This is a genomic window from Glycomyces algeriensis (genome assembly GCF_027622855.1).
GTDB classification, from domain to species: domain Bacteria; phylum Actinomycetota; class Actinomycetes; order Mycobacteriales; family Micromonosporaceae; genus Glycomyces; species Glycomyces algeriensis.
The window spans coordinates 473180-495640 of the sequence record NZ_JAPZVR010000003.1 but is presented as its reverse complement, the minus strand read 5'-3'; the positions used below and the strand labels follow the sequence as shown (position 1 = coordinate 495640).

The following is a 22461-nucleotide window of genomic DNA, read 5'->3' as shown; positions in this document are numbered from 1 at the left end:
GAGATGACCGACACGCAGAAGCCCGAGCCGCTCAGCCAGGAAGAGGCCCTTGCCTCCCTGGAGCGTTACGAGTACGGCTGGGCCGACTCCGACGCCGCCGGCGCGAACGCGCGCCGCGGTCTGACCGAAGAGGTCGTCCGCGACATCTCCGCGCGCAAGGACGAACCCGAGTGGATGCTCGAGCTGCGCATGAAGGGCCTCAAGCTCTTCGGCCGCAAGCCGATGCCCAACTGGGGCGCCGACCTGTCCGGCATCGACTTCGACAACATCAAGTACTACGTCGAGGCGTCCGAGCGGCAGGCCGAGTCCTGGGAGGACCTGCCCGAGGACATCAAGAAGACCTACGACAAGCTGGGCATCCCCGAGGCCGAGCGCCAGCAGCTCGTCTCCGGCGTCGCCGCCCAGTACGAGTCGACGGTGCTCTACCACTCCATCCGCGAGGACCTGGAGCAGCAGGGCGTCATCTTCATGGACACCGACACGGGCCTGCGCGAGCACCCGGAGATCTTCAAGGAGTACTTCGGCTCCGTGATCCCGGTGGGCGACAACAAGTTCGCCGCGCTCAACACCGCGACCTGGTCGGGCGGCTCGTTCATCTACGTGCCCAAGGGCGTCCACGTCGACATCCCGCTCCAGGCCTACTTCCGGATCAACACCGAGAACATGGGCCAGTTCGAGCGCACGCTCATCATCGCCGACGAGGGCTCGTTCGTGCACTACATCGAGGGCTGCACCGCCCCGGTGTACTCCTCGGACTCGCTGCACTCCGCGGTCGTGGAGATCATCGTCAAGAAGGACGCCCGCGTCCGCTACACGACCATCCAGAACTGGTCGTCGAACGTCTACAACCTGGTCACCAAGCGCGCGATCGCCGAGCAGGGCGCGACCATGGAATGGGTCGACGGCAACCTCGGCTCCAAGGTCACCATGAAGTACCCGGCCGTGGTCATGGTCGGCGAGCACGCCAAGGGCGAGGTCCTCTCGGTCGCGATGGCCGGCGCCGGCCAGCACCAGGACACCGGCGCGAAGATGACGCACGCCGCGCCGCACACCTCCTCGACGATCGTCTCCAAGTCGATCTCGCGGGGCGGCGGCCGCACCTCGTACCGCGGCCTGGTCAAGGTTGACGAGGGCTCGCACCACTCGAAGTCCACCGTGAAGTGCGACGCGCTGCTGGTCGACACGATCTCGCGCTCCGACACGTACCCGTACGTCGACATCCGCGAGGACGACGTCGACATGGGCCACGAGGCGACGGTCTCCAAGATCGGCGAGGACCAGATGTTCTACCTCATGAGCCGCGGCCTCACCGAGGACGAGGCCGCCGCCATGATCGTGCGCGGCTTCATCGAGCCCATCGCCAAGGAGCTCCCGATGGAGTACGCCCTCGAACTCAACCGCCTGATCGAGCTGCAAATGGAAGGCGCGGTCGGTTAAGCGACCGGGCTAGGACTAGGAACCAGAGATTTCATGAGCATCGAATTGGCAGTCGCCAAGCCGCACACCCACGGCCCGTCCGAGGCGCCGCCGAAGACCAAGTCGCAGCTGCTGCGCTCGTACGAGCCCGCGGACTTCCCGGCCCTCACCGGCCGGGAGGAGGACTGGCGCTTCACGCCCGTCAAGCGCCTCGCCGGCCTCGACAGCCCCGAGACCGCCCTGGCGGTCAAGGCCGCCGAGTACGCGATCCGCAGCCTGCCCGCAGGGGTCACCGCCGAAGCCGTCGGCAAGGACGACGAGCGCCTGGGCTCCATCCTCAAGCCCTTCGACCGGCCCAGCGCCGTCGCGTGGGCGAAGAGCGAGAAGGCCCTGCTCGTCGCGGTCGCGCCCGAAGCGCAGGTCACCGAGCCGGTCTGGGTCGACGTCACCGGGGGCGGCCTCGACGGCGCCACCTGGGCCCACACGTTCATCGAGGTCGGCCACCACGCCGACGTCACCCTGATCGTGCGGCACACCGGCCTCGCCCGCCTGGGCGACAACGTGGAGATCTCCGTCGGCGACGGCGCGCACCTGCGCCTGGTCGTCGTCGCCGAGTGGGACCGCGAGTCCACCCACGTCGAGCACCAGAAGGCCCGCCTCGGCCGCGACGCCAAGCTCGACCACATCGCCGTCACGCTCGGCGGCGACCTGGTCCGCCAGTACCTGTCGGTCGACTTCGCCGCCCAGGGCGGCTCCGTGGACGCGTTCGGCCTCTACTTCGCCGACGCCGGCCAGCACTTGGAGCAGCGCCAGCTCGTGGACCACTCGGTCCCCGACTGCCGCTCCAACGTGAACTACCGCGGCGCCCTCCAGGGCCAGGACGCGCACACCGTGTGGATCGGCGACGTCCTCATCCAGGACGCGGCCACCGGCACGGACACCTACGAGATCAACCGGAACCTCGTGCTCTCCGACGGCGCCCGCGCCGACTCGGTGCCGAACCTCGAGATCGAGACCGGCGAGATCATCAGCGCCGGCCACGCCTCGACCACCGGCCGCTTCGACGAGGAGCACCTGTTCTACCTCCAGTCGCGCGGGATCCCCGAGGCCGAGGCCCGCCGCCTGGTCGTCAAGGGCTTCTTCAACGAGATCGTCCAGAAGATCCCCGACGAGGGCCTGCGCGAAGAGCTCACCGAGCTCGTCGTCGCGCGCCTCGATGCAGGTGAATTCCTCGCCCCGGCCGACATCGCCGCAGACGACGCCGAGGCCGGTGTCTAGATGACCGACAACGACTTCCTGCGCGTCTGCGCGCTCGACGAACTGCCCGAGGGGGAGGCCGTCGCGGCCGACATCCACGGCACGTCGATCGTGCTCGTGCGCAAAGGAGGCGAGGCCTTCGCCCTCTACGACGAGTGCTCCCACGCCGCCGTGGCGCTCTCCGAGGGCGACATCGAGGACTGCTCGATCGAATGCTGGCTCCACGGGTCGACCTTCGACCTGCGCACCGGCAAGCCGTCCGGCCCGCCCGCCACGACCGCGGTGCCGACCTACCCGATCGAGATCCGCGACGGCGACGTCTACCTCAGCCTGAAGCCCAAGACCACCGAAAACGCCTGAAGGAAAAAGTCATGAGCAAGCTCGAGATCCGCGACCTGCACGTCTCGGTCAACACCGACGAGGGCGCCAAGCCGATCCTGCACGGCGTCGACCTCACCATCAGCTCCGGCGAGACGCACGCCATCATGGGCCCGAACGGCTCCGGCAAGTCGACCCTCGCCTACTCGCTGGCCGGCCACCCGAAGTACGAGATCACCTCCGGCGAGGTCCTCCTCGACGGCGAGGACGTGCTCGAGATGAGCGTCGACGAGCGCGCCCGCGCCGGCCTGTTCCTCGCCATGCAGTACCCGGTCGAGGTCCCCGGCGTCTCGGTCTCCAACTTCCTGCGCACCGCCAAGACCGCGGTCGACGGCGAGGCCCCCAAGATCCGCACCTGGATGAAGGACCTCAAAGGCGCCATGGCCGAGCTGAAGATGGACGAGGCGTTCATCAACCGCAACGTCAACGAGGGATTCTCCGGCGGCGAGAAGAAGCGGCATGAGATTCTGCAGATGGAGCTGCTCAAGCCCAAGATGGCGATCCTCGACGAGACCGACTCCGGCCTCGACGTCGACGCCCTCCGGATCGTCTCCGAGGGCATCAACCACGCCAAGGCCACGAGCAACCCGGGCGTCCTGCTCATCACGCACTACACGCGCATCCTGCGGTACGTGAAGCCCGACTTCGTCCACGTCTTCGTCGACGGCAAGATCGCCGAAGAGGGCGGGCCCGAACTCGCCGACAAGCTCGAAGCCGAAGGCTACGAGTCCTACGTCGGTGCGAAGGCCGCCTAGCCAACAGGAAGAAGGAGCCGTGGAGGCTGCCAGCAAGCTCGACGTCGAGGCCGTCAGGGCCGACTTCCCGATCCTGCAGCGCAGGATCGGGGACAAGACCCTGGCCTACCTCGACTCGGCCGCGACCTCGCAGAAGCCCGTGCAGGTCGTCGAGGCCATGCGCCGCTTCACCGAACACTCGAACGCGAACATCTCGCGCTCGGTCCACACGCTCGGCGCCGAGGCCACCGTGGCGTACGAGGGCGCCCGCGCCCGCGTCGCCGAGTTCATCGGGGCCGGGAACCCCAGCGAGGTGGTGTTCACCAAGAACTCCACCGAGGCGATCAACCTGATGGCCTACGCGTTCCAGAACGCGGTCTTCGACCCGTCCGCCGACTCGCGCTTCAAGCTCGGCCCGGGCGACGAGGTCGTGGTGACCGAGATGGAGCACCACGCCAACCTCATCCCCTGGCAACAGCTCTGCCTGCGGACCGGCGCGACGCTCAAGTGGATCGGCATCACCGACGCCGGCCGCCTCGAGCTCGAGAACCTCAACGAGGTCATCACCGAGCGCACGAAGGTCATCTCGTTCGTGCACGTGGCGAACCTGCTGGGCACGGTCAACCCGACCTCGCAGATCACCGCCCGCGCCCGCGAGGTCGGCGCCCTGGTGGGCCTCGACGCCTCCCAGTCCGTCCCGCACATGCCCGTGGACGTGACCGAGCTCGGCGTCGACTTCATCGCCTTCACCGGCCACAAGATGCTCGGCCCGACCGGCATCGGCGTCCTGTGGGCGAAGGCGGACCTGCTCGACGCGATGCCGCCGTTCCTCACCGGCGGCTCGATGATCGAGACCGTCAGCATGGAGCGCACCACCTTCGCCAAGGCCCCGGCCAAGTTCGAGGCCGGCACGCCGCCGATCGCCGAGGCCGTGGGCCTCGCCGCCGCGATCGACTACCTCGACAAGCTCGGCATGGAGAACATCCGCGCCCACGAGAAGGACCTCGCCGCCTACATGCTCGAGCAGCTGGAGAGCGTCGACGGCCTCGAGATCATCGGCCCGCGCGTCCCGATCGGGCGCAGCGCCACCGTCTCGTTCACGTTCGCGGACATCCACCCGCACGACGTCGGGCAGATCCTCGACGCCGAGGGCATCGCGGTCAGGGTCGGCCACCACTGCGCCAAACCCACCTGCGAGCGCTTCGGCGTCAACGCCACCACGCGCGCCTCCGGGTACGTCTACAACACCCACGAGGAAATAGACCGGCTCGTGGAGGCGTTGGGCCAGGTGCGAAAGGTGTTCGGCTGATGAATCTCGACGAGCTCTACCAGGAAGTCATCCTGGACCACTACAAGCGCCCGCGCGGCGCCGGCCTTCGCGAACCCTACGAGGGCGAGTCGCACCAGGTCAACCCGACCTGCGGCGACGAGATCACCCTCCGGGTCCACGTGGAGGACGGCAAGGTCGCCGACGTCTCCTACGACAACGTCGGCTGCTCGATCTCGAAGGCCTCCGCCTCCGTGATGTACGAGCTCATCAACGGCACCACGGTCAACGACGCGCTGGCGAAGCTGGCCGAGTTCACCGAGCTGATGAACTCCAAGGGCCAGAGCGAAGGCGACGAGGACTCGCTCGAGGACGCCGTCGCGTTCGCGGGCGTCTCGAAATACCCGATGCGCGTCAAATGCGCGCTGCTGGGCTGGATGGCGTTCAAGGACGCCCTGGTAAGAGCTGAAGCCTCGATCCCCGGAAGGACCGACGCATGACCGACACCGTGAAGGCCAAAGAGGACGACATCCTCGAAGCCATGAAAGACGTGGTCGACCCCGAGTTGGGCATCAACGTCGTCGACCTGGGCCTGATCTACGGCGTCCACGTGGACGAGTCGAACGTGGTCACCCTCGACATGACCCTGACCTCGGCGGCCTGCCCGCTGACGGACGTCATCGAGGACCAGTCCCGCTCGGCCCTGACCAGCGGCCCCGAGGGCGGCCTCGCCGCCGACCTCAAGATCAACTGGGTGTGGATCCCGCCGTGGGGCCCGGACAAGATCACCGACGACGGCCGCGACCAGCTTCGCGCGCTCGGGTTCAACGTCTGACGAAGTCGGACTTGAAGGATGCGGCGCGGTAGCGTCTGACAATGGTGAAAATCAGCCCCGCCTCAGGCGGCGGCAAGATCGTCGAGGTCGAACCCGAACGGCTCCCGCGATGGGTCGCGAACTTCGCCGCCCGCAACGGCGGCATCGCGGCCCACCACGCCGAGGGCGACGCCTGGACGATCGAATCGAACGAGGGAACGCCGGCCAGTGTCGTCTGGACACTGGCCGGCGGCCTGCCCGCGGGCTGGCTCCTCGACGACGACCCCGTCAAAGCCGCCGAGCACCTGCGCGACTACGCCCTCGAACCGCGCCGCATCGCGGTCCTCCTCGCCCGCAAGGGCGCGTACTCGGTCGGCATCCTCGAAGACGGCCGCATCACCGCCTCCAAGACCGACACCGCCTACGTCCAGGGCAAGACCAAGGCCGGCGGCCAGTCCCAGCAGCGCTTCGCGCGCCGCCGCGAAGGCCAGGCCCACGCCGCGGAGAAGCGCGCCCGCGACGCGGCCTTCGCCGTCCTCGGCAACGCCGAGTTCGACGCACTCGTCACCGGCGGCCCCGTCGAAGGCGTGCTCGAAGACCCCCGCCTCGCCAAACTCCAAGCCGCGGTCCACTTCGGCGACATCGCCGAACCCAAGCAGGCCCTCCTGACCGCGACCGCCTACCGCGCCATCGGCTTCCGCATCACCCTCCCCAACTGAGCGGCTCGCGCCGCGCAGCGCTTGACTACACTGAGGCTTCTTTCCCGTTCTGCCCTTTGAAACCCCCGAAGGACGCCGCGTGGCCGACACCCTCATCGCAGGCCGCTACCTCCTGGACCGCTGTATCGGCGCCGGAGGCATGGGGGAGGTCTGGCACGCCCACGACCAGGTCCTCAAACGCGACGTGGCCGTCAAGATCCTGTACGAACGGGGCCACGAGACGCCCGTCCTCGCCCGCGCCCGATTCCTGCGCGAAGCCCAGTCGCTGGCGCAGCTCAAGAGCCCCGCCATTGTGGCCGTCCACGACCACGGCGAGGCCGAATACCGCGACGAGACCGCCGCCTTCCTGGTGATGGAGCTCGTCGAAGGCCAGTCCCTGTCGGCGCTGCTCGACGCCGAGCAGCGGCTTCCGCCGGACCGGACCATGGCGATCGTCGCCGCGGTCGCCGACGGACTCGCGGCCGCCCACAAAGCGGGCATCATCCACCGGGACATCAAGCCCGCGAACATCGTGACGACCGCCGACGGCGGCGTCAAACTCATCGACTTCGGCATCGCCCAGGTCGAAGGGGCGACGACACTCACCGGCAGCGGCGTCTCGCTCGGCACCCTGCTCAACGCCTCGCCCGAGCAGGTCGGCTTCGCCGAGGTCGTGCCCGCCTCCGACATCTACTCGCTCGGCACGGTCGCCTACGAGTGCCTGACGGGACGTCCGGTGTTCGAGTACCCGGACGCCAAGTCGATGGTCGTCGCGCATATGACCGCGGCACCCCCGCCGCTCGGCGACGGCATTCCGCTCGGCGTCGAGGAGGTCGTCCTCAAGGCACTGGAGAAGGACCCGGAGGACCGGTGGCCTTCGGCCGAAGCCTTCGCGCAGGCCTGCCGCGAGGCTCTCACCGCTGACACCACGGTCGTCGTCCGACGCAGCGACCCGCCGCCGCAACAGGAACCGCCCCGCCCGGTGCGCGCGGGACAGGGCATGTGGCCCTGGCGGTTCGGCGTGGTCACCGCGATGGTGGTGGCGATGCTGCTCCTCACCGGGCTGTTCGCCTGGTCCCCTTGGTCCGAGGATCGGGGCCCGCAAGCCGGGGAGGACACCGCGACAGGCGACACCCCGACAGGCGGGGAGCCGGCGGCGACCGCCACGGCGGTCGAGAGTCCCGAGCCGGGGCAGACCACCGCGACTGGGGACTCGGCGCCCTCCGACGACGAGGTGCCCGAGCAGCCCGAGGATGCCCGTGGGGCGCAGGGGGACCGGACGCAGGGGGTGTCAGCGCCGCCGGCACCTTCCGAAGAGGAGGAGCCTGCGGGCACGGTGCCCGACGTCGTCGGGTTGGAGACGGACGAGGCGATAGAGGAGCTCGCGGCCGCCGGATTCGACAACGTCGCAGGCAGACTCACCGACTACTACGACACCAGCCACTGCATCGTCCTCGCCCAGGACCCGCCGGGGAACGAGGAGGCCGACCTCGACACCCAGATCGTCCTGACCTACATGGTGCAGAGCGAGGACGACTGCGGCCTGGCAGCGGCCTGAGGCCGCACGAGCCTACGGCGCGAGGGGCGGTGCGGAGCCGCCGCTGCGGTACCGGCCGGGTGCCGTGCCGTGGGTCCGCTTGAACGCCTTGGCGAACGCGTACTCCGAGCTGTAGCCGACCTGTCGGGCGATGGCCGCGAGCGGCTCTGAGCCCCCGCGCAGGCGCCGCGCGGCCACGACCATCCGCCACCGCGTGAGGTACGCCAGCGGCGACTCGCCCACGTCGGCGGCGAACCGGCGGGCGAACGTCGCCCGTGACATGCCCGCGTGCGCGGCCAGCTCCTCGACCGTCCACTGGCGTCCCGGGTCCCGATGCATCTCGCCGAGCGTGGCGACCAGATCGGGATCGCTCAGCGCCGCGGCCCAACCCGCGCCGCCCTGGTGCTGCTCGGACAACCACGCCCGCAGCACGTAGACCAGGAGCGCATCGAGCAGCGCCGGCGCGACCACGTCGCCGCCCGGCCGGCCATGGTCGAGTTCGGCGGTGAGCAGGTCGACGATCGCGCGGAGCTGCGGATGGCGGCCCAGCTGCGCGGGCACGTGGACCACCTCCGGCAGGCTGTCCAGCATCGGATGCGACCAGTCCCGCTCGAACTCGTACACCCCGCACAGCAGCGCCGTCCGCGCCCCGGGGCCCTCGACGACCTGCGGCTCGCCCGGTCCCGCGATCTCGGTCAGCGGCGTCCCGGGGCTGTCGGCCAGGCCGTGTCCCATGTCCCCGTAGAGGAACACCACGTCGCCGACCGAGAGCGGTATCGGATCCCCTTGGCGCGGAAGGAGCCAGCACGACCCCTGCAGGATCATGTGGAACCCGGCCCCCGACAGCTGCTTCGGGTAGGACCGGCCCCACGGCGCATGCCGCACGGTCGTCCCGAACCCGGGCCGGCCCACGCGGGTCGCGGCGATCAAGTCGCTGAGCACGTCCATCCGCATATCCTATCCACCGCAACGATGAGAGCTTGGGACATGAAACAGCGCGTAATGATCATTGTTGCTCTCACCGAGGTTCCGTAATGTCGGTCGAGAGCGAACCGTTGCGATCGATTAGGAGCCAAGGTAATGAACGAGAAGATCGCGATCGGTGTCATCGGAGCCCACGCGCAGCGAGGCTGGGCCCGCGCGGTGCACCTTGCGGCCCTGAACGATTCGCCTGACTTCGCGATCGCGGCGGTCGCGTCCACCGACGCGGACCAGGCCGCCGAGGCGGCGCAGGTGTGGGGCGCCGAGCGCGCCTACGGCGACGCGCACGAACTGCTGGCGGATCCGGCGGTCGAGGCGGTGCTCATCGCGGTGCAGCTGCCCAAGCGCGGCGACCTGGTCGAGGCGGCGATCAAGGCGGGCAAGCACGTCTACGTGGAATGGCCCCTCGCGCTGGACGCCGCGACGGCCGAACGCCACCGCGACTCGGCCGCTGCGCACGGCGTGCAGCACGCGGTCGGCCTGCAGACCCGCCACCACCCGGCGATCCGGCATCTGCGCCAACTCATCGCGGAAGGCACTATCGGCGAGGTGCTGTCGGCCTCGCTCCACTATTCGATCGGGGCCGCCGAGGCCTGGTCGGAGCGGTACGCCGACCTGTTCGACGAGACCAAGGGCGTCAACCACCTGGCGGTCGTCGGCGGGCACGCGATGGACCAGTTCGCGCACGCGGTCGGCCGCTTCACCGCCGTGTCGGGCCGGCTCGCGACCCGCATTCCCGAGGTCGAGATCATCGAGACCGGCGAGCGGCTGAAGGTCACCTCGCCCGACCAGATCCTGGCGCACGGCGTGCTCGAATCGGGGGCACCCGCGTCGGTGCACATCATGACCGGCGGGCCCGCGGGCGCCGGGTACCGCATCGAGGTGCAGGGCCGCAGCGGCCGCCTGGTCCTGGCATCGGCTGACGACTCGCTCGTCGCGCCCCGCTACCGCCTGACGCGGGAGGACGCGGGCGGCGCCGCAGTGGTGCCGGTGCCGGAGCGGTTCTGGACCGGCGGCTCGGACAACCCGTCGCCTTCGGCGAACGCGGGCGAGACCTACCGCGGTTTCGCCGCCGCGATCCGCACCGGTGCGCCGCAGGAGCCGAACTTCGACACTGCCATCGCCGTGCACCGCGTCCAGGACGCGATCCGCCGCTCGAACGCGAGCGGCGCGAACGAACTCGTATAGCGAACGCGACCGGGGCGGCGGCCCCGGTCGTGTGATGCCGCTGCGCTTCAGGGCGCGAAGGCCAGGGCGGTGGCCCAGTTGCCCTCGATCTCGCCTTGGACCTTCATGTGCAGCAGCTGCATGGCCTCGAGTGTCGCGGCGTGCTTGAGGCCGCCGACGTCGATGGGGCGGAGGTCGGCGTCGGTGCAGAGCCCGGCGACGGTCTTGCGGGCGTCGCCGTCGTCGCCGGCGATGAAGACGTCGAGCCTGCCGGTGGTGGCGAGGCGGCTGGCGAAGGTGGTGTTGAACGCCTTGACGACCCGCGCTCCGGGCGCCGCCTCGGCGATCTCGTCGGACGCGGACTTCCCGGGCGGGGTGATCAGCGCGTCGAAGGTCTCGTAGTCGACGGGATTGCTGATGTCGATGACGATCTTGCCCGCGAGCTGGTCGGCCCACACCTCGGCGATCTCCCTGCTGCCCTCGTAGGGCAGGGCGAGCACGATCACCTCGGCGCCGGCGGCGCTGTCGAGGGCTTCGCCGGAGGCGTTGGCGCCCAATGCCTCCGCGAGGTCGGCGGCCTTGTCGGGTTCGCGGTGGGCGATGCGCACCTGGTGGCCGCCGCGCACGAGACGCAGGCCGATGCCGCGGGCCATGCCGCCCGCGCCGATGATCAGTACTTCCATTGCTCCTCCTTGGTCGGGCCGGTCGGCTAGGGCAGGGTGTCGGCGCGGATCTCGTGCGCCGCGGTGTCGGGGTCGTCGCGGCGCTGCTCGGTGCCGCCGCGCAGCACCAGGTCCGGTAGGACCAGCGTGAGGACGATCGTGGTGGCCGTGATGCAGGCGGCCACGAGGAAGACCTGGTCGAGGCCGTCGGTGAAGGCCATCTGCACGACCGACTTGATCGGGTCGGGGAGGGCCGCGATCGCGGTGGGCGATTCGGTGATCGCCGAGAGGTCGCCGGTGTCGAAGCCCGCGGCCTCCGCCGGACTGAGCTGACTCAACGCGGCGGGCAGGTTCGCGTCGAGTTCGGAGTCGAGGGTGGCGTTCATGACCGCGCCGAGGACGCTGGTGCCGATCGCCCCGCCGAGGGTGCGCGCGAAGGTGTTGGTGCTGGTGGCCACGCCGAGGTCGTCCATCGTCACGATGTTCTGCATCGCGAGGACCAAGGGCTGCATGAACATCCCGAGGCCGAGGCCGAGCACCAGCATGTAGAGGGCGCTGAGCCACAGCGGCGTGTCGAGGTGCAGCTGGGTGAACAGCGCCAGGCCGACGGTGGTGACGATCGAGCCGCCGACGAGGAACCACTTGTATCGCCCGGCCTTCGAGATGGCGAAGCCCGAGAGGATGGAGGTGAGGACGATGCCGCCCATCATCGGGAGCATGAGCAGACCCGATTCGGTGGGGGAGTAGCCGCGCACCATCTGGAAGAACAGCGGGATGTAGACGATCCCGGCGAACATCGCGATGCCGAAGACGAGCGCGATCACCGTGGCCAGGCTGAAGGTGCCCTGCTTGAACATCCGCAGCGGCAGGATCGGCTCCTCCGCGCGCGTCTCGGCCCACACGAACAGCACGGTGAGCACCGCCGCGGCGGCGAGCAGCGCGATGATGACCGGCGAGGACCAGGCGTAGTCCTGGCCGCCCCAGGTGATCGCCAGGAGCAGGCAGACGACCGCGGGGACGAGCAGCCCGGCGCCGAGGTAGTCGATCTTGTGCCGGCGGGTCGGGATCGGGTGCCTGCGCAGGACCGTGTTCACCGCGACGAGGGCGACGAGGCCGGTGGGCAGGTTGATGTAGAAGATCCACCGCCAGTCCACTTCGGCCAGCCAGCCGCCGAGGACGGGCCCGGCCACCGAGGAGATGGCGAAGACCGCGCCGAACAGGCCCTGGTACTTGCCGCGCTCGCGGGGCGGGAGCACGTCGGAGACGATGGTGAACGCGAGGGTCATGAGGCCGCCCGCGCCGAGGCCCTGGAGGCCGCGGAAGAGGATGAGCTGCAGCATGGTCTGCGAGAGCCCGGCGAGCGCGGAGGCGACGAGGAAGATCGCGATGGCGAGCAGGATGATCGGGCGGCGGCCGTAGAGGTCGGAGAGCTTGCCGTACAGCGGTGTCGAGGCGGCGGTGGCGATGAGGTACGCGGTGACGACCCACGTGTACTCGTCCATGCCGTTGAGGTCGCCCACGATGGTGGGCAGGGCGGTGCCGACGATCGTCTGGTCCAGAGCCGCCAGGAACACCGTCAGCATGAGGGCCCCGAACAGGGTGAACAGCTCGCCCCTGGGCAGGCGCTGCCCGGTCCACGTCGTGTCGTCGCTCATGCCGCTGAGCGTATGGCCCGCCTCCGCGGAGGCGGGCCGAAACCGCCTATTCGGGCCTCATGCCGACGCCCTGATCAGTGCTGTTGTCAGCCCTTCCTGTCAGCGCTTCTTGTCCACGGCCCAGGAGCCGGCGGGGACGATCACGTTCCCGACCTGCTCCTCCTTCTCGGTGTGGTTGATGATGAACCGCCAGGGCCCGCGGTCGACGACGTCGAGACCGGGGCGGCCCGGGCCGCTGAGCTTCAGCTCCTCGAAGAGCCGGTCCCAGGCCTCGTCGACGAGCTTGCACGAGACGTACCAGGCCTCGCCCTCGCCGAACGGGTTGACGGTGACGGCGGGCTGGTTCTCGATGACGTCCCCGCTGGCGTACTGGGTGACGCACTGGGCGCCGCGCAGTTCCACGAGTTCGCAGAAGCGCTCGGCGGCCCCGAAGTTCCACAGCGCGCGCGGTTCGCCGGCGGGCTGGGGGAGGTGCTCGGTGACGCGGATGCCGAACAGGTCGGTCATGCCGCCGAGGTAGCCGTCGAGCCACACCTGGCAGTTCTCGTCGACCGCGCCGGTGAGGTAGGAGGCGACGAGCCGCCCGCCGCCGGCGGTGAACCAGCGGAGGTTCTCGGCCCCGGCCTGACTCAGGACGTACGTGGTCGGGGCGATGACCGTGGTGTATTTGGAGAGGTCGCCTTCGGGGGCGACGAAGTCGGCGATGACGCCGCGGTCGCGCAGGACCCGGTGGATCTGGGCGACGTTCTCGAGGTAGTCGACGGGCGCGGGCAGGTGCTTGCCCGCGGTGGCCCACCAGGAGTCGGGGCTCCACAGGATCGCGACGTCGGTCTCGACCGGGTCGGCGACGGTGTGCGCGATGCCGGGGAGGGTGTTCCCGAACTCGGCGACCTCGCGGAACATGCGGGTGTGCTTGCCCGCGTGGGGGAGGAGCGCGGAGTGCCACTGCTCGGCCCCGCCGCGGCCGGCGCGCCACTGGAAGAACATGGCGCCCTTGGAGCCGCGGCTGATGTGGATCATCGAGTGGCGGGCCATGCGGCCGGGGGCCTTCGCGATGGCGCCGTCGTGGGAGTGGAGGGACGCGGCGGCCTGCTCCATGAGGAGCCAGTCGCCGCCGCCCGCCCACGAGCGGGAGAGGTCGGCGTGGAGGGCGCTCTGCTGCTCGGCGCGTTCGTCGGGCGCCGAGGGGTACGAGTCGAACGCCACGAGGTCTACTTCGGACGCCCACTTCCAGGGGTCGACCGGGACCCACTGGCCGAACACGAAGTTGGTGGTGATCGGCACGTCGGGGTTCGCGGCGCGCAGGAGGTCGCGCTGCTCCTTGTAGTGCTCGAGCATCGCGTCGGAGGTGAAGCGCTTGAAGTCGAGCTCGTGCGCGGGGTTCGCCAGGTACTGGGTGGCGCGCGGCGCGAGGATCTGCTCCCATTCGCTGTAGTGCTGGCTCCAGAAGGAGCCCCACCAGGCGTCGTTGAGCGCGTCGATCGTCTCGTACTTCGCCTGCAGCCAGAGGCGGAACGCCTGCTCGGCGTGCGCGGAGTAGGTGGCCGAGCCGTACTCGTTGTGCACGTGCCACATCGCGAGCGCGGGGTGGTCGGCGTACCGCTCGGCGAGTGTCGCGGCGATGGCGCGGGAGGCCTCGCGGTACGCGGGGGCGCAGACGTCGTACGTGTCGCGCGAGCCGTGGACCTGCCGGACCCCGTCGGGGCGGGTGTTGAGCGCGTCCGGGTGGGCGAGGGTGAACCACGGCGGCGGCGAGGCGGTCGGGGTGGCGAGGTTGACGCCGATGCCGCCGGCGTGGAGCTTGCCGAGGACCGTGTCGAGCCAGCCGAAGTCGTACTCGCCGGGGCGGGGCTCGAGCCTGGCCCAGGAGAAGACGCCGACGCTGACGAGGTTCACGCCCGCCTCGCGCATGAGCATGACGTCGTCGTCCCAGGTCTCTTCGGGCCACTGCTCGGGGTTGTAGTCGCCGCCGTAGCTCAAGCCGTCGACGCCTTTGGGCCAGTGCATGGGGTTCTCCTTGCGCGCATCGCACAGGCACGGCTGGGGGACCGTGCCGGGGGCAGTTAGTTGTCTGACAAAACTAACCGCATCTGGGTGGTTTCGCCAGCCTAATGCGCGCGCGCGACCGGCCCTACTGCGCGGTCGACAGCGCCTGGAACCGCTCCGTGCGCAGCCGCTCCGGCCACGTGTCGTCGATCGGCGGGAGGTGCGACGGGTCCGCCCCGATCGCCCACGCCAGCAGCAGGTCCGCCAGGCGCGGGTTCCGCGCCAGGCCCGGGCCGTGCATGTACGTGCCGATCACGTGCCCCGCCCAGGCGCCCTCGGTCGCGCCGTCGTTGCCGATGCCGGCCGTCACGCGCGCGAGCGGCTGCACCGCCTCGCCCAGGTGCGTGCGCCCGCCGTGGTTCTCGAAGCCGGTGATCTTCCCGATGCCCAGCTGCGGCGCCGCGTCGCCCGCGATCTCGCCCACGGCCCGCGACGGGCCCCGGTCCGAACGCAGGTCCAGGATGTTCAGGCCCTCGTAGGCGCGCCCGTTCGCATAGAACGACGAGCCCAGCAGCTGGTAGCCGGCGCAGATCGCGAGGATCGGCTTCCCGGCCTCCGCGGCCCGGTTCAGCGCGCCGTCCTGCAGCAGCCGGTCGGCGGCCACGGCCTGCGGGCCGTCCTCGCCGCCGCCGATGAGGTACATGTCGGCGGTGTGCGGGACCCGCTGGTCGCTGCGGACCTGCATCGGCTCCACGTCGATGCCCCGGGCGCGGGCCCGGTGGGCCAGCACCAGCAGGTTCCCGCGGTCGCCGTACGTCGACAGCAGATCGGGGTAGAGCCAGACGATGCGCAAGGTGCTCATAGCCACGGTGGGACGCTCTCTCTCGCTAGTTGACCCGGTTGAATTCGGCGCGGATGTCCTGGAACGCCGTGTAGTTCGCGACGACCTCCACCGGGCCCGGGGGCACCGCCGCGATCGCCGCCCTGATGTCGTCCACCACGATGAAGTCGACGCCGTCGACCTCCAGCCGCACGGCCAGGTCGGTGCGCCGGTCGCCCGTCACCACCACCTTGCGGCCCGCCAGCGACGTGAAGTCCACGTCGTAGATCCACGACGTGTCGAAGCCGTCCACCTCGCGCGCGTTCAGCGACAGCACCACCGGCGGGTTCGGCTCGATCATGTCGAACGACTCCAGCCAGCCCGCCGGGTTCTTCGCCAGCAGCAGCCGCAGCTGGCGGCCCTCGCGCTCGACCTTCGCGTACCGCCCGGCCACCGAGGCGACCTCGGACAGCCGCGGCGCGGCCTGGCCCGGGTCGACCCCGAACAGGCTCGCGATGGCCAGCGCGGTGGCGGCGTTCGCGCGGTTCACCCGCCCCGGCAGCTGCAGGTTCAGCTCGTACCGGCGCCCGTCCGGGCCCACCACGGCCTCGCCCTCCTGCGCCACCGACCACTGCGGGCTCGGCCGGTTCAGGCCGCAGTTCGTGCAGCGCCAGAACTCGCCGAACCGGTCCAGGTGCGCGCCGCAGTTCGGGCAGATCGCCGAGTCCGCCGTCCACGACTGGCCCGCCGCGACCCACACCACGCGCTGGCACACCGAAGCGGCCCACACGATCAGCGGGTCGTCCGCGTTCGCCACGATCGTCGACTGCCCCGCCGAGGTCTGCAGGGTCTGGCGCCACTTCGCCGCCAGCGCCGTGACCTCCATCGCCCGGTCCAGCTGGTCGCGCGAGAGGTTGAGCAGGGCCACGACCTTCGGGCTCGCCGCGTCCAGCAGCTGCCCCAGGTAGTGCTCGTCGCATTCGAGCGCGGCGTACTCCGCCTTGGGCGCCTTGGCGAGCGCGGTCGTGTGGCCCGTCGGCATGTTCGCGCCGAACGAGTTCGTGGCGACCTTCCCGATCGCCTCGATCGCCGCGGTCGTGAACCGGGTCGTCGTCGTCTTGCCGTTGGTGCCCGAGATGAGCACGACATGGCGCCCTTCGGCCAGCAGCTCCAGCAGCCGCGGCTCGACGATCAACCCGACGCGCCCGCCGATCACCGAGCCGTCGCCGCGGCCCGTCGCCCGCGAGAGCGCCGCCGCCGTCCTGAGGAGCGTGGTGGCGAATTTCGCGCGTGGGGTCAGATTCGCGCTCATGCAGGCTCGCTTTCGGCTTGATCGGAACCGGTGACTATGCAGAAGAGTTTGTCACATGCGCACCGGAACCCGTGATGAGTGGCGGCAGGGCGTGAGGTGGGTCAGGCCCGGCGACCGAAGGCAGCGACGAACGCCGATGCGCCCCCGGTTCCGGGCAGCGCCGACACCCCCGCGGCCCCCTCCACCCCCCGCCACTTCCCACTCCACAGTGACCGAACCGGCGCGCACCGTGCCCGTGCTCGTCGCCCTCCGTGCGCGAAGCGTCGCCGCCACGCGGGTCCCGTTGGGCCCCAAGCCACCCCCAAGAGTGAAGAATGAAGGAAATTCACCTGCTGCGACCCGTGTTGCGCACTCGTCACTCCACTGTCCTCCACCAACCGTGACCAGCCCTTTCGCCATGCCCACCATGAATGCCACGCGGAAACAACCCCCAAGGGTGGGGAGGAGTGGAGTAAGGTGGGGCGCAATGGTGGGGCCATTGCCCTGTCAACGCGGTCGGAGCGGCCGCGCAGCCTGAGAGTCACGGGGGGTGGCGCCGATGTTCCTCGGCACCCACAACCCGCGCCTGGACGACAAGGGCCGCGTCATCCTCCCCGCGAAGTTCAGGGAAGGACTGGCGGAAGGAGTCGTGATCACCAAGGGCCAGGAACGCTGCCTGTACGTGTTCCCCGAAGCGGAGTTCACGCGCATCGCCGAAGCGCTCCAACTCGCCCCCATGTCGAGCAAGACCGCCCGCGCCTACAGCCGGGTGTTCTTCGCCTCCGCCCACGACGAGGTCCCCGACAAGCAGGGACGCGTCACCATCCCCCCGCGGCTCCGCGAATACGCCGGCCTCGACCGCGACCTCGCGGTCATCGGCGCCTCCAACCGCGTGGAGATCTGGAACACCCGGACCTGGGACGACTACCTGGAGGCCTCGGAAGAGGCCTTCGCCGACATCGAAGAGGGCGACCTGCCCGAAGGACTGTAGAGAAGGAGGTGAGCGGAATGAACGCACCGCACATCCCGGTGATGCTCGACGAAGTGCTGGACTACCTCGCACCCGCCGCCTCGCGCCCCGGGGCGCTGGCCGTCGACGCGACCCTCGGCGCCGGAGGGCACACCGAGGCCCTCCTGACCGCCCACCCCGGCCTCACCGTCATCGGCATCGACCGCGACCCCACCGCACTCGAGCTCGCCTCCAAGCGCCTCGCCGACTTCGGCGACCGCTTCATCCCGGCCCGCGCCGTCTACGACGCGATCCCGGAAGTCCTGGAGGACAACGGCTTCGAGAGGCTCGACGCCGTCCTGTTCGACCTCGGCGTCTCCTCGATGCAGCTCGACCAGGCCGACCGCGGCTTCGCCTACAGCCAGGACGCGCGCCTCGACATGCGCATGAACCCCGACGACCGGCTCACCGCCGAGATCGTCGTGAACACCTACGAGCCGGGCGACCTGGTGCGCATCCTGCGCACCTACGGCGAGGAGAAGTTCGCGACCCGCGTCGTCTCCAGCATCGTCAAGGCCCGTGCCAAGGCCCCGATCACCTCCAGCAGCGCGCTGGCGGAGCTCGTCAAGGAGGCGATCCCGCAGGCGGGCCGCCGCACCGGCGGCAACCCCGCCAAGCGGACCTTCCAGGCCCTGCGCATCGAGGTCAACGGCGAGCTCGAGACCTGGGAGCGCGCGCTGCCCGCCGCGCTCGACGTGACGGCCCCCGGCGGCCGCGTCGTCGTGCTCTCCTACCACTCGCTCGAAGACCGCATCACCAAGCAGGAGCTCTCCCGCAGAGCCACCTCCACCAGCCCGGCCGGCCTCCCCGTCGACCTCCCCGGAACCGAACCCACCTTTCGACTCCTCACGAAGAAGGCCCAGCAACCGACACAGACCGAACTCGACCGCAATCCGCGCTCGGCGCCCGCCCGGCTCCGCGCAGCAGAACGCATCGCACCGTCCACAGGAGCAGGAGGCGCAACATGAGCGACCAGTACCGTCGCGCGCAAGCCGACCCCGACGAGATCATCAAGGCCGCCCGTCGGCGGGCCCGCGCCGCGTCCTCGCGACGCCGCGGCCTCGTCGGCGACGCCGATGAATCCGCGCCTGTGTTCGACGGCAACCTCGCCGTCCAGCCTGCGACCGTCCCGGTCGAGGCGCCTCCCGAGGCGCCCGCCGAGACGCCGGCCGCGCCGCAGCGCGAGACCGTGGTCCTGCCGCGCACCCGCACCGAGACGAAGGCCAAGCCCGCGCCCGAGCCCGTGGAGGTGCCGCGCCCGGCGTTCGTCGGCGGCATCCTCGCGCTGGTCGTCGCCGGCATCTTCGGCCTGCTGGTCCTGAACACGGTCATCAACGAGGACGCCTACCGGCTGCAGGAGCTGCGGACCCAGGCGGGCGAGCTCGACCAGACCGAGCAGACGCTCGCCGACGAGCTCTCGCAGTTCGACACGCCCGGGTACCTCCAGTCCCAGGCGCAGCTGTACGGCATGGAGCGCCCGGAGAAGGTGACCTACCTGTACCTTCCCGGCGGCGAGACCGTCGAGATGCCCTGGAACGAAGAGTAAGGACGTCGATGACCGAATCCGACCCCCGTCGACGGCGCGACCCCAGCTCGATGAGTCGAGCACGCCGTTACACGCCTCGCGGGCGGACCGTCCGCGAGGCGGCGGAGGGGGCCGAGGACAACCGGGCCCGGGAGAACGGGGCGCGCGACCGCGAGGCCGCGCGCCGCGAGCGCAACCGGACCGCACAGCAGGACGAGGCCGACGACCTCGCGGCGCGCAGGCGCCGCGAGGCCGCGGCCCGCTCCCGCGAGCGCCGCCAGCGCGAGACCGGCGTGATCACCGAACCGCGCAAGCCCGAACCGGAGCCGAAGCGCGCCCCCGCGCGCTCAGAGCCGTTGCGCCGCACCGGGACCGTGCGTCCCACGCCGACCCGCCGGACGGGGCCGATCAACCCGCCGCGGCGCGGCGGCCCGCGCGGCACGGTCCGGACCACCGGTCCGATCGAGGTCCGGCCGCTCGCGAGCCTGCCGCGCATCGGCAACCCGCGGCGGCGCCTGCGCATGGCCGCGGCCTTCGTCATGATCCTGCTGCTCATCTCCGGCGCCCGCCTGGTGCAGCTCCAGGTCACCGACTCGGCCGCGTACGCCGCGGAGGCGCTGAACCAGCGCCTCACCACCGAGCCGCTCCCCGCCGAGCGCGGCGCGATCCTGGACCGCAACGGCAACCGCCTCGCGTACTCGGTCGAGGCCAACTACATCGCGGTCGACCCCGCCATGGTCAAGGGCGAACCGGCCGAGGTGGCCGCGAGCCTGACGGAGCTCCTGGGCCGGCGCGCGTCCGACCTCGAGGCGATCATCGCCGCGAAGGAGACCGCGCAGGGCGAGCCGATCCGCTTCGCCTACCTGCAGCGCGGCGTCGACCTCGCCATCGGCGACAAGATCCGCGAGATGGAGAACCCGGGCCTCATCATCGGCGAGGACGAGCGCCGGGTGGTGCCCGGACACGACTTGGCCGCCAACGTCATCGGCTTCACCGGCGGCGAGGGCGACGGCCTCGGCGGCCTCGAGGCCGCCTACGACGACTGGCTCTCCGGCGAGGACGGCGAGGTCTCCTACGAGCGCAGCCAGCAGTCGGGCCTGCCGATCCCCGGCGCGTTCTACCGCGAGGAGGAGGCGGTGCCGGGCAACGACCTCCAGCTCACGCTCGACGACAAGCTCCAGTTCCAGGTGCAGAACATCCTGGAGGAGACCGTGAAGGAGCACGACGCCGAGTTCGGCTCCGCGCTGGTGATGGAGGTCGGCTCCGGCGAGATGCTGGCGATGGCCTCGACCCCGACCTACGACGCGGCCAACCCGTTCAAGGTGGACGACCCCGAGGTGTACCGCGACTACGCGACGCAGGCCACTGTGGACCCCGGCTCGATCCACAAGGCGATCGTGTTCGCCGCCGCCCTCGAGGAGGGGTGCATCGAGCCGGACGGCACGATGGCCCTCGAGCAGACGATCACCAAGGGCGGCCAGGTCTACCGGGACGGCTACGAGCACGGCGACGCGGTGCTGAGCCTGGCCGGGATCATCGCGCAGTCCTCGAACGTGGGCACGATCGAGCTCGCCGACTGCATCGGCCCGGAGAAGCTGTACGAGTACCAGCTGGCCTTCGGTCTCGGGCAGCCCACGGGCGTGGGCATCGAGGGCGAGGCCTCGGGCATCCTCCAGGAGCCGCAGAACTGGTCCGGCACCTCCCCGGGCTCGGTCCCGATCGGCCACGAGGGCACCGCCACGATCATGCAGATGGCCGCGCTCTACGGCGCCATCGCGAACGACGGCGTGTACGTGCAGCCCACGCTCATCGACCAGAAGGTCGAGGCGGACGGCACGGTCGTGGAGCAGCCCGAGCCCGCGACGCACCGCGTCGTCTCGCAGCAGACCGCCGAGGACCTGCAGTACCTGCTGCAGGCGCCGATCGCGGCCGAGACCGGTACGGGCCGCAACGCGCAGCTGGAGAACTACCACCTGGCCGGCAAGACCGGCACCGGCGGCCTCGTCGTCGACGGCGAGTACGCCCCCGGCAACGTGACCTCGTTCGTGGGGTTCGCCCCGGCCGAGGACCCGCAGTACGTGGTGGCCGTGAGCGTCTACGTCCCCGGGGGCGGGGGCGGCGGCTCGACCACCGGTGAGGCGTTCAAGGAGATCAACGAGTTCGCCTTGGGCTACTTCGGAGTTCGCCCCGCGACCGAACCCGCGCCGGAGTTCGACGTCTGGGGGTGACGCTTCTCCGAACTTCTCCACGAGGGGGAATCGGGGATCGGCCCCGGGCGTTAGCATCGAAGGCGTCAAGGAAGAAGGAGCCGATTGTTTTGAACGTTGACCCTTGGGCACTGTGCGAGGTCCTGGCGGAACCGGCCGACGCGCGGGGAGCGGTGCTGCTGCACTTCCTCGACGGGTTCATGGACGCAGGCCAAGCGGGTCGCGGGGTGGTGGACCACCTGTTCAAGACCTGCGAGCACACCCCGGTCGCGTCGTTCGACGTGGACCAGCTCATCGACTACCGGTCCCGGAGGCCCAATCTCACGTTCTCGATCGACCGCTGGTCCGACTTCGAGGCCCCCCAGTTGGTCGTGTACCTGATGCGGGACGCCTCGGACAAGCCGTTCCTGCTCATGACCGGCCCTGAGCCCGACTTCGCGTGGGAACGCTTCGTCGACTCCGTGGAGGACCTGGTCGAGCACTGGCACGTGCCGCTCACGCTGGGCTTCCAGGGCATCCCGATGGGGGTGCCGCACACCCGGCCGCTCGGCATGACCGTGCACGCGACCCGGCCGGAGCTCGTCTTCGACAACCGCCCGGTGTTCAACGAGGTCACGGTCCCCGGCAACGCCGCGGGCCTCCTCGAGTACCGCCTGGGCGAGTCCGGTCGCGACGCGATCGGCCTCTCGGTGCACGTGCCGCACTACGTCATGCAGATGACCTACCCGGCCGCCACGCTCCGCCTCCTGGAGGGCATCCGCGAGGCCACCGGCCTCGACCTGCCCTCCGACGAGGACTTGGAGATCGAACGCGCCCAAGTGGATTCGGACATCGCCGAGCAGGTCGCCGAGTCCGACGAGGTGGCCGACGTGGTGAAGACCCTCGAGGAGCAGTACGACTCGTTCACCGAGGCCGCCGAGGCCGACGAGATGCTCCAGGACGGCCGGATGCCGACCGCCGACGAGCTCGGCGCGGCCTTCGAGACGTTCCTCGCCGAGCGCCAGCGCGGCGAGGACGACAAGTAGCTCCTGAACGACGAGAGCGGGCCCGACCATCG

At 70.3% G+C, this 22461-nt stretch carries 21 protein-coding genes; 15 read left to right on the top strand and 6 right to left on the bottom strand.

Annotated features, from left to right (window positions below):
* The first annotated feature begins 3 nt into the window (after window positions 1-3).
* From sufB to O2L52_RS08475, 9 genes are all read left to right on the top strand, one after another.
* The gene (gene sufB, locus O2L52_RS08515; protein ID WP_270114941.1) at window positions 4-1437 is read left to right on the top strand and encodes a Fe-S cluster assembly protein SufB; all 1434 of its coding nucleotides are present in this window, start codon (window positions 4-6) and stop codon (window positions 1435-1437) included.
* A gap of 33 nt (window positions 1438-1470) precedes the next feature.
* The gene (gene sufD, locus O2L52_RS08510; protein ID WP_270114940.1) at window positions 1471-2694 is read left to right on the top strand and encodes a Fe-S cluster assembly protein SufD; all 1224 of its coding nucleotides are present in this window, start codon (window positions 1471-1473) and stop codon (window positions 2692-2694) included.
* Window positions 2695-3033 (top strand): non-heme iron oxygenase ferredoxin subunit, encoded by a 339-nt coding sequence (locus O2L52_RS08505; protein ID WP_270114939.1) that lies wholly within the window; start codon window positions 2695-2697, stop codon window positions 3031-3033.
* Window positions 3034-3044: 11 nt separating this feature from the next.
* Window positions 3045-3806 carry a Fe-S cluster assembly ATPase SufC gene (gene sufC / locus O2L52_RS08500; RefSeq protein ID WP_270114938.1) on the top strand — a complete coding sequence of 254 codons (762 nt, stop codon included), beginning with the start codon at window positions 3045-3047 and terminating at the stop codon, window positions 3804-3806.
* A gap of 19 nt (window positions 3807-3825) precedes the next feature.
* Window positions 3826-5094, top strand: coding sequence for a cysteine desulfurase (locus tag O2L52_RS08495; RefSeq protein ID WP_270114937.1), 1269 nt, complete (start codon window positions 3826-3828; stop codon window positions 5092-5094).
* Entirely contained in the window at window positions 5094-5552 is a 459-nt protein-coding gene (gene sufU / locus O2L52_RS08490; RefSeq protein WP_270114936.1) for a Fe-S cluster assembly sulfur transfer protein SufU, read from the top strand. Before O2L52_RS08495 ends, sufU begins: the two co-directional genes overlap by 1 nt.
* Window positions 5549-5887, top strand: coding sequence for a metal-sulfur cluster assembly factor (locus tag O2L52_RS08485; protein WP_270114935.1), 339 nt, complete (start codon window positions 5549-5551; stop codon window positions 5885-5887). Before sufU ends, O2L52_RS08485 begins: the two co-directional genes overlap by 4 nt.
* A gap of 41 nt (window positions 5888-5928) precedes the next feature.
* On the top strand, window positions 5929-6585 hold the full coding sequence (locus O2L52_RS08480; RefSeq protein WP_270114934.1) for an acVLRF1 family peptidyl-tRNA hydrolase: 657 nt from the start codon (window positions 5929-5931) through the stop codon (window positions 6583-6585).
* Between the two features lie 79 nt (window positions 6586-6664).
* Complete coding sequence (locus tag O2L52_RS08475) at window positions 6665-8122, top strand: serine/threonine protein kinase (RefSeq protein WP_270114933.1); 1458 nt, start codon at window positions 6665-6667, stop codon at window positions 8120-8122.
* 12 nt (window positions 8123-8134) lie between these two features.
* Here O2L52_RS08475 and O2L52_RS08470 read toward each other — a convergent pair whose 3' ends face one another.
* Window positions 8135-9049 carry an AraC family transcriptional regulator gene (locus O2L52_RS08470; protein WP_270114932.1) on the bottom strand — a complete coding sequence of 305 codons (915 nt, stop codon included), beginning with the start codon at window positions 9047-9049 and terminating at the stop codon, window positions 8135-8137.
* A gap of 132 nt (window positions 9050-9181) precedes the next feature.
* Here O2L52_RS08470 and O2L52_RS08465 point away from each other — a divergent pair, with 132 nt between their 5' ends.
* Entirely contained in the window at window positions 9182-10270 is a 1089-nt protein-coding gene (locus O2L52_RS08465; RefSeq protein WP_270114931.1) for a Gfo/Idh/MocA family protein, read from the top strand.
* Between the two features lie 47 nt (window positions 10271-10317).
* Here O2L52_RS08465 and O2L52_RS08460 read toward each other — a convergent pair whose 3' ends face one another.
* The 5 genes from O2L52_RS08460 to O2L52_RS08440 all read right to left on the bottom strand — a co-directional run bounded on the left by O2L52_RS08460 (window position 10318) and on the right by O2L52_RS08440 (window position 16684).
* Complete coding sequence (locus O2L52_RS08460) at window positions 10318-10932, bottom strand: NADPH-dependent F420 reductase (RefSeq protein ID WP_270114930.1); 615 nt, start codon at window positions 10930-10932, stop codon at window positions 10318-10320.
* A gap of 26 nt (window positions 10933-10958) precedes the next feature.
* Window positions 10959-12566, bottom strand: a complete 1608-nt coding sequence (locus tag O2L52_RS08455) for an MDR family MFS transporter (protein ID WP_270114929.1) — start codon at window positions 12564-12566, stop codon at window positions 10959-10961.
* A gap of 99 nt (window positions 12567-12665) precedes the next feature.
* Window positions 12666-14573 (bottom strand): beta-galactosidase, encoded by a 1908-nt coding sequence (locus O2L52_RS08450; RefSeq protein ID WP_270114928.1) that lies wholly within the window; start codon window positions 14571-14573, stop codon window positions 12666-12668.
* A 124-nt stretch (window positions 14574-14697) separates the two neighbouring features.
* Entirely contained in the window at window positions 14698-15420 is a 723-nt protein-coding gene (locus O2L52_RS08445; protein WP_344472910.1) for a type 1 glutamine amidotransferase, read from the bottom strand.
* 19 nt (window positions 15421-15439) lie between these two features.
* Window positions 15440-16684, bottom strand: coding sequence for a Mur ligase family protein (locus O2L52_RS08440; protein WP_270114926.1), 1245 nt, complete (start codon window positions 16682-16684; stop codon window positions 15440-15442).
* A 538-nt stretch (window positions 16685-17222) separates the two neighbouring features.
* Between O2L52_RS08440 and mraZ the strand changes: the two genes are divergently transcribed.
* The 5 genes from mraZ (at window position 17223) to O2L52_RS08415 (ending at window position 22429) form a co-directional block, all read left to right on the top strand.
* Window positions 17223-17654, top strand: coding sequence for a division/cell wall cluster transcriptional repressor MraZ (gene mraZ, locus O2L52_RS08435; protein WP_270114925.1), 432 nt, complete (start codon window positions 17223-17225; stop codon window positions 17652-17654).
* A gap of 17 nt (window positions 17655-17671) precedes the next feature.
* Window positions 17672-18640 carry a 16S rRNA (cytosine(1402)-N(4))-methyltransferase RsmH gene (gene rsmH, locus O2L52_RS08430; protein WP_270114924.1) on the top strand — a complete coding sequence of 323 codons (969 nt, stop codon included), beginning with the start codon at window positions 17672-17674 and terminating at the stop codon, window positions 18638-18640.
* A complete protein-coding gene (ftsL, locus tag O2L52_RS08425) occupies window positions 18637-19218 on the top strand; it encodes a cell division protein FtsL (protein WP_270114923.1) in 582 nt (193 codons plus the stop codon). Before rsmH ends, ftsL begins: the two co-directional genes overlap by 4 nt.
* Window positions 19219-19268: 50 nt before the next feature.
* On the top strand, window positions 19269-21425 hold the full coding sequence (locus tag O2L52_RS08420) for a peptidoglycan D,D-transpeptidase FtsI family protein (protein ID WP_270114922.1): 2157 nt from the start codon (window positions 19269-19271) through the stop codon (window positions 21423-21425).
* 89 nt (window positions 21426-21514) lie between these two features.
* A complete protein-coding gene (locus O2L52_RS08415; protein WP_270114921.1) occupies window positions 21515-22429 on the top strand; it encodes a proteasome assembly chaperone family protein in 915 nt (304 codons plus the stop codon).
* Window positions 22430-22461 lie beyond the last annotated feature (32 nt).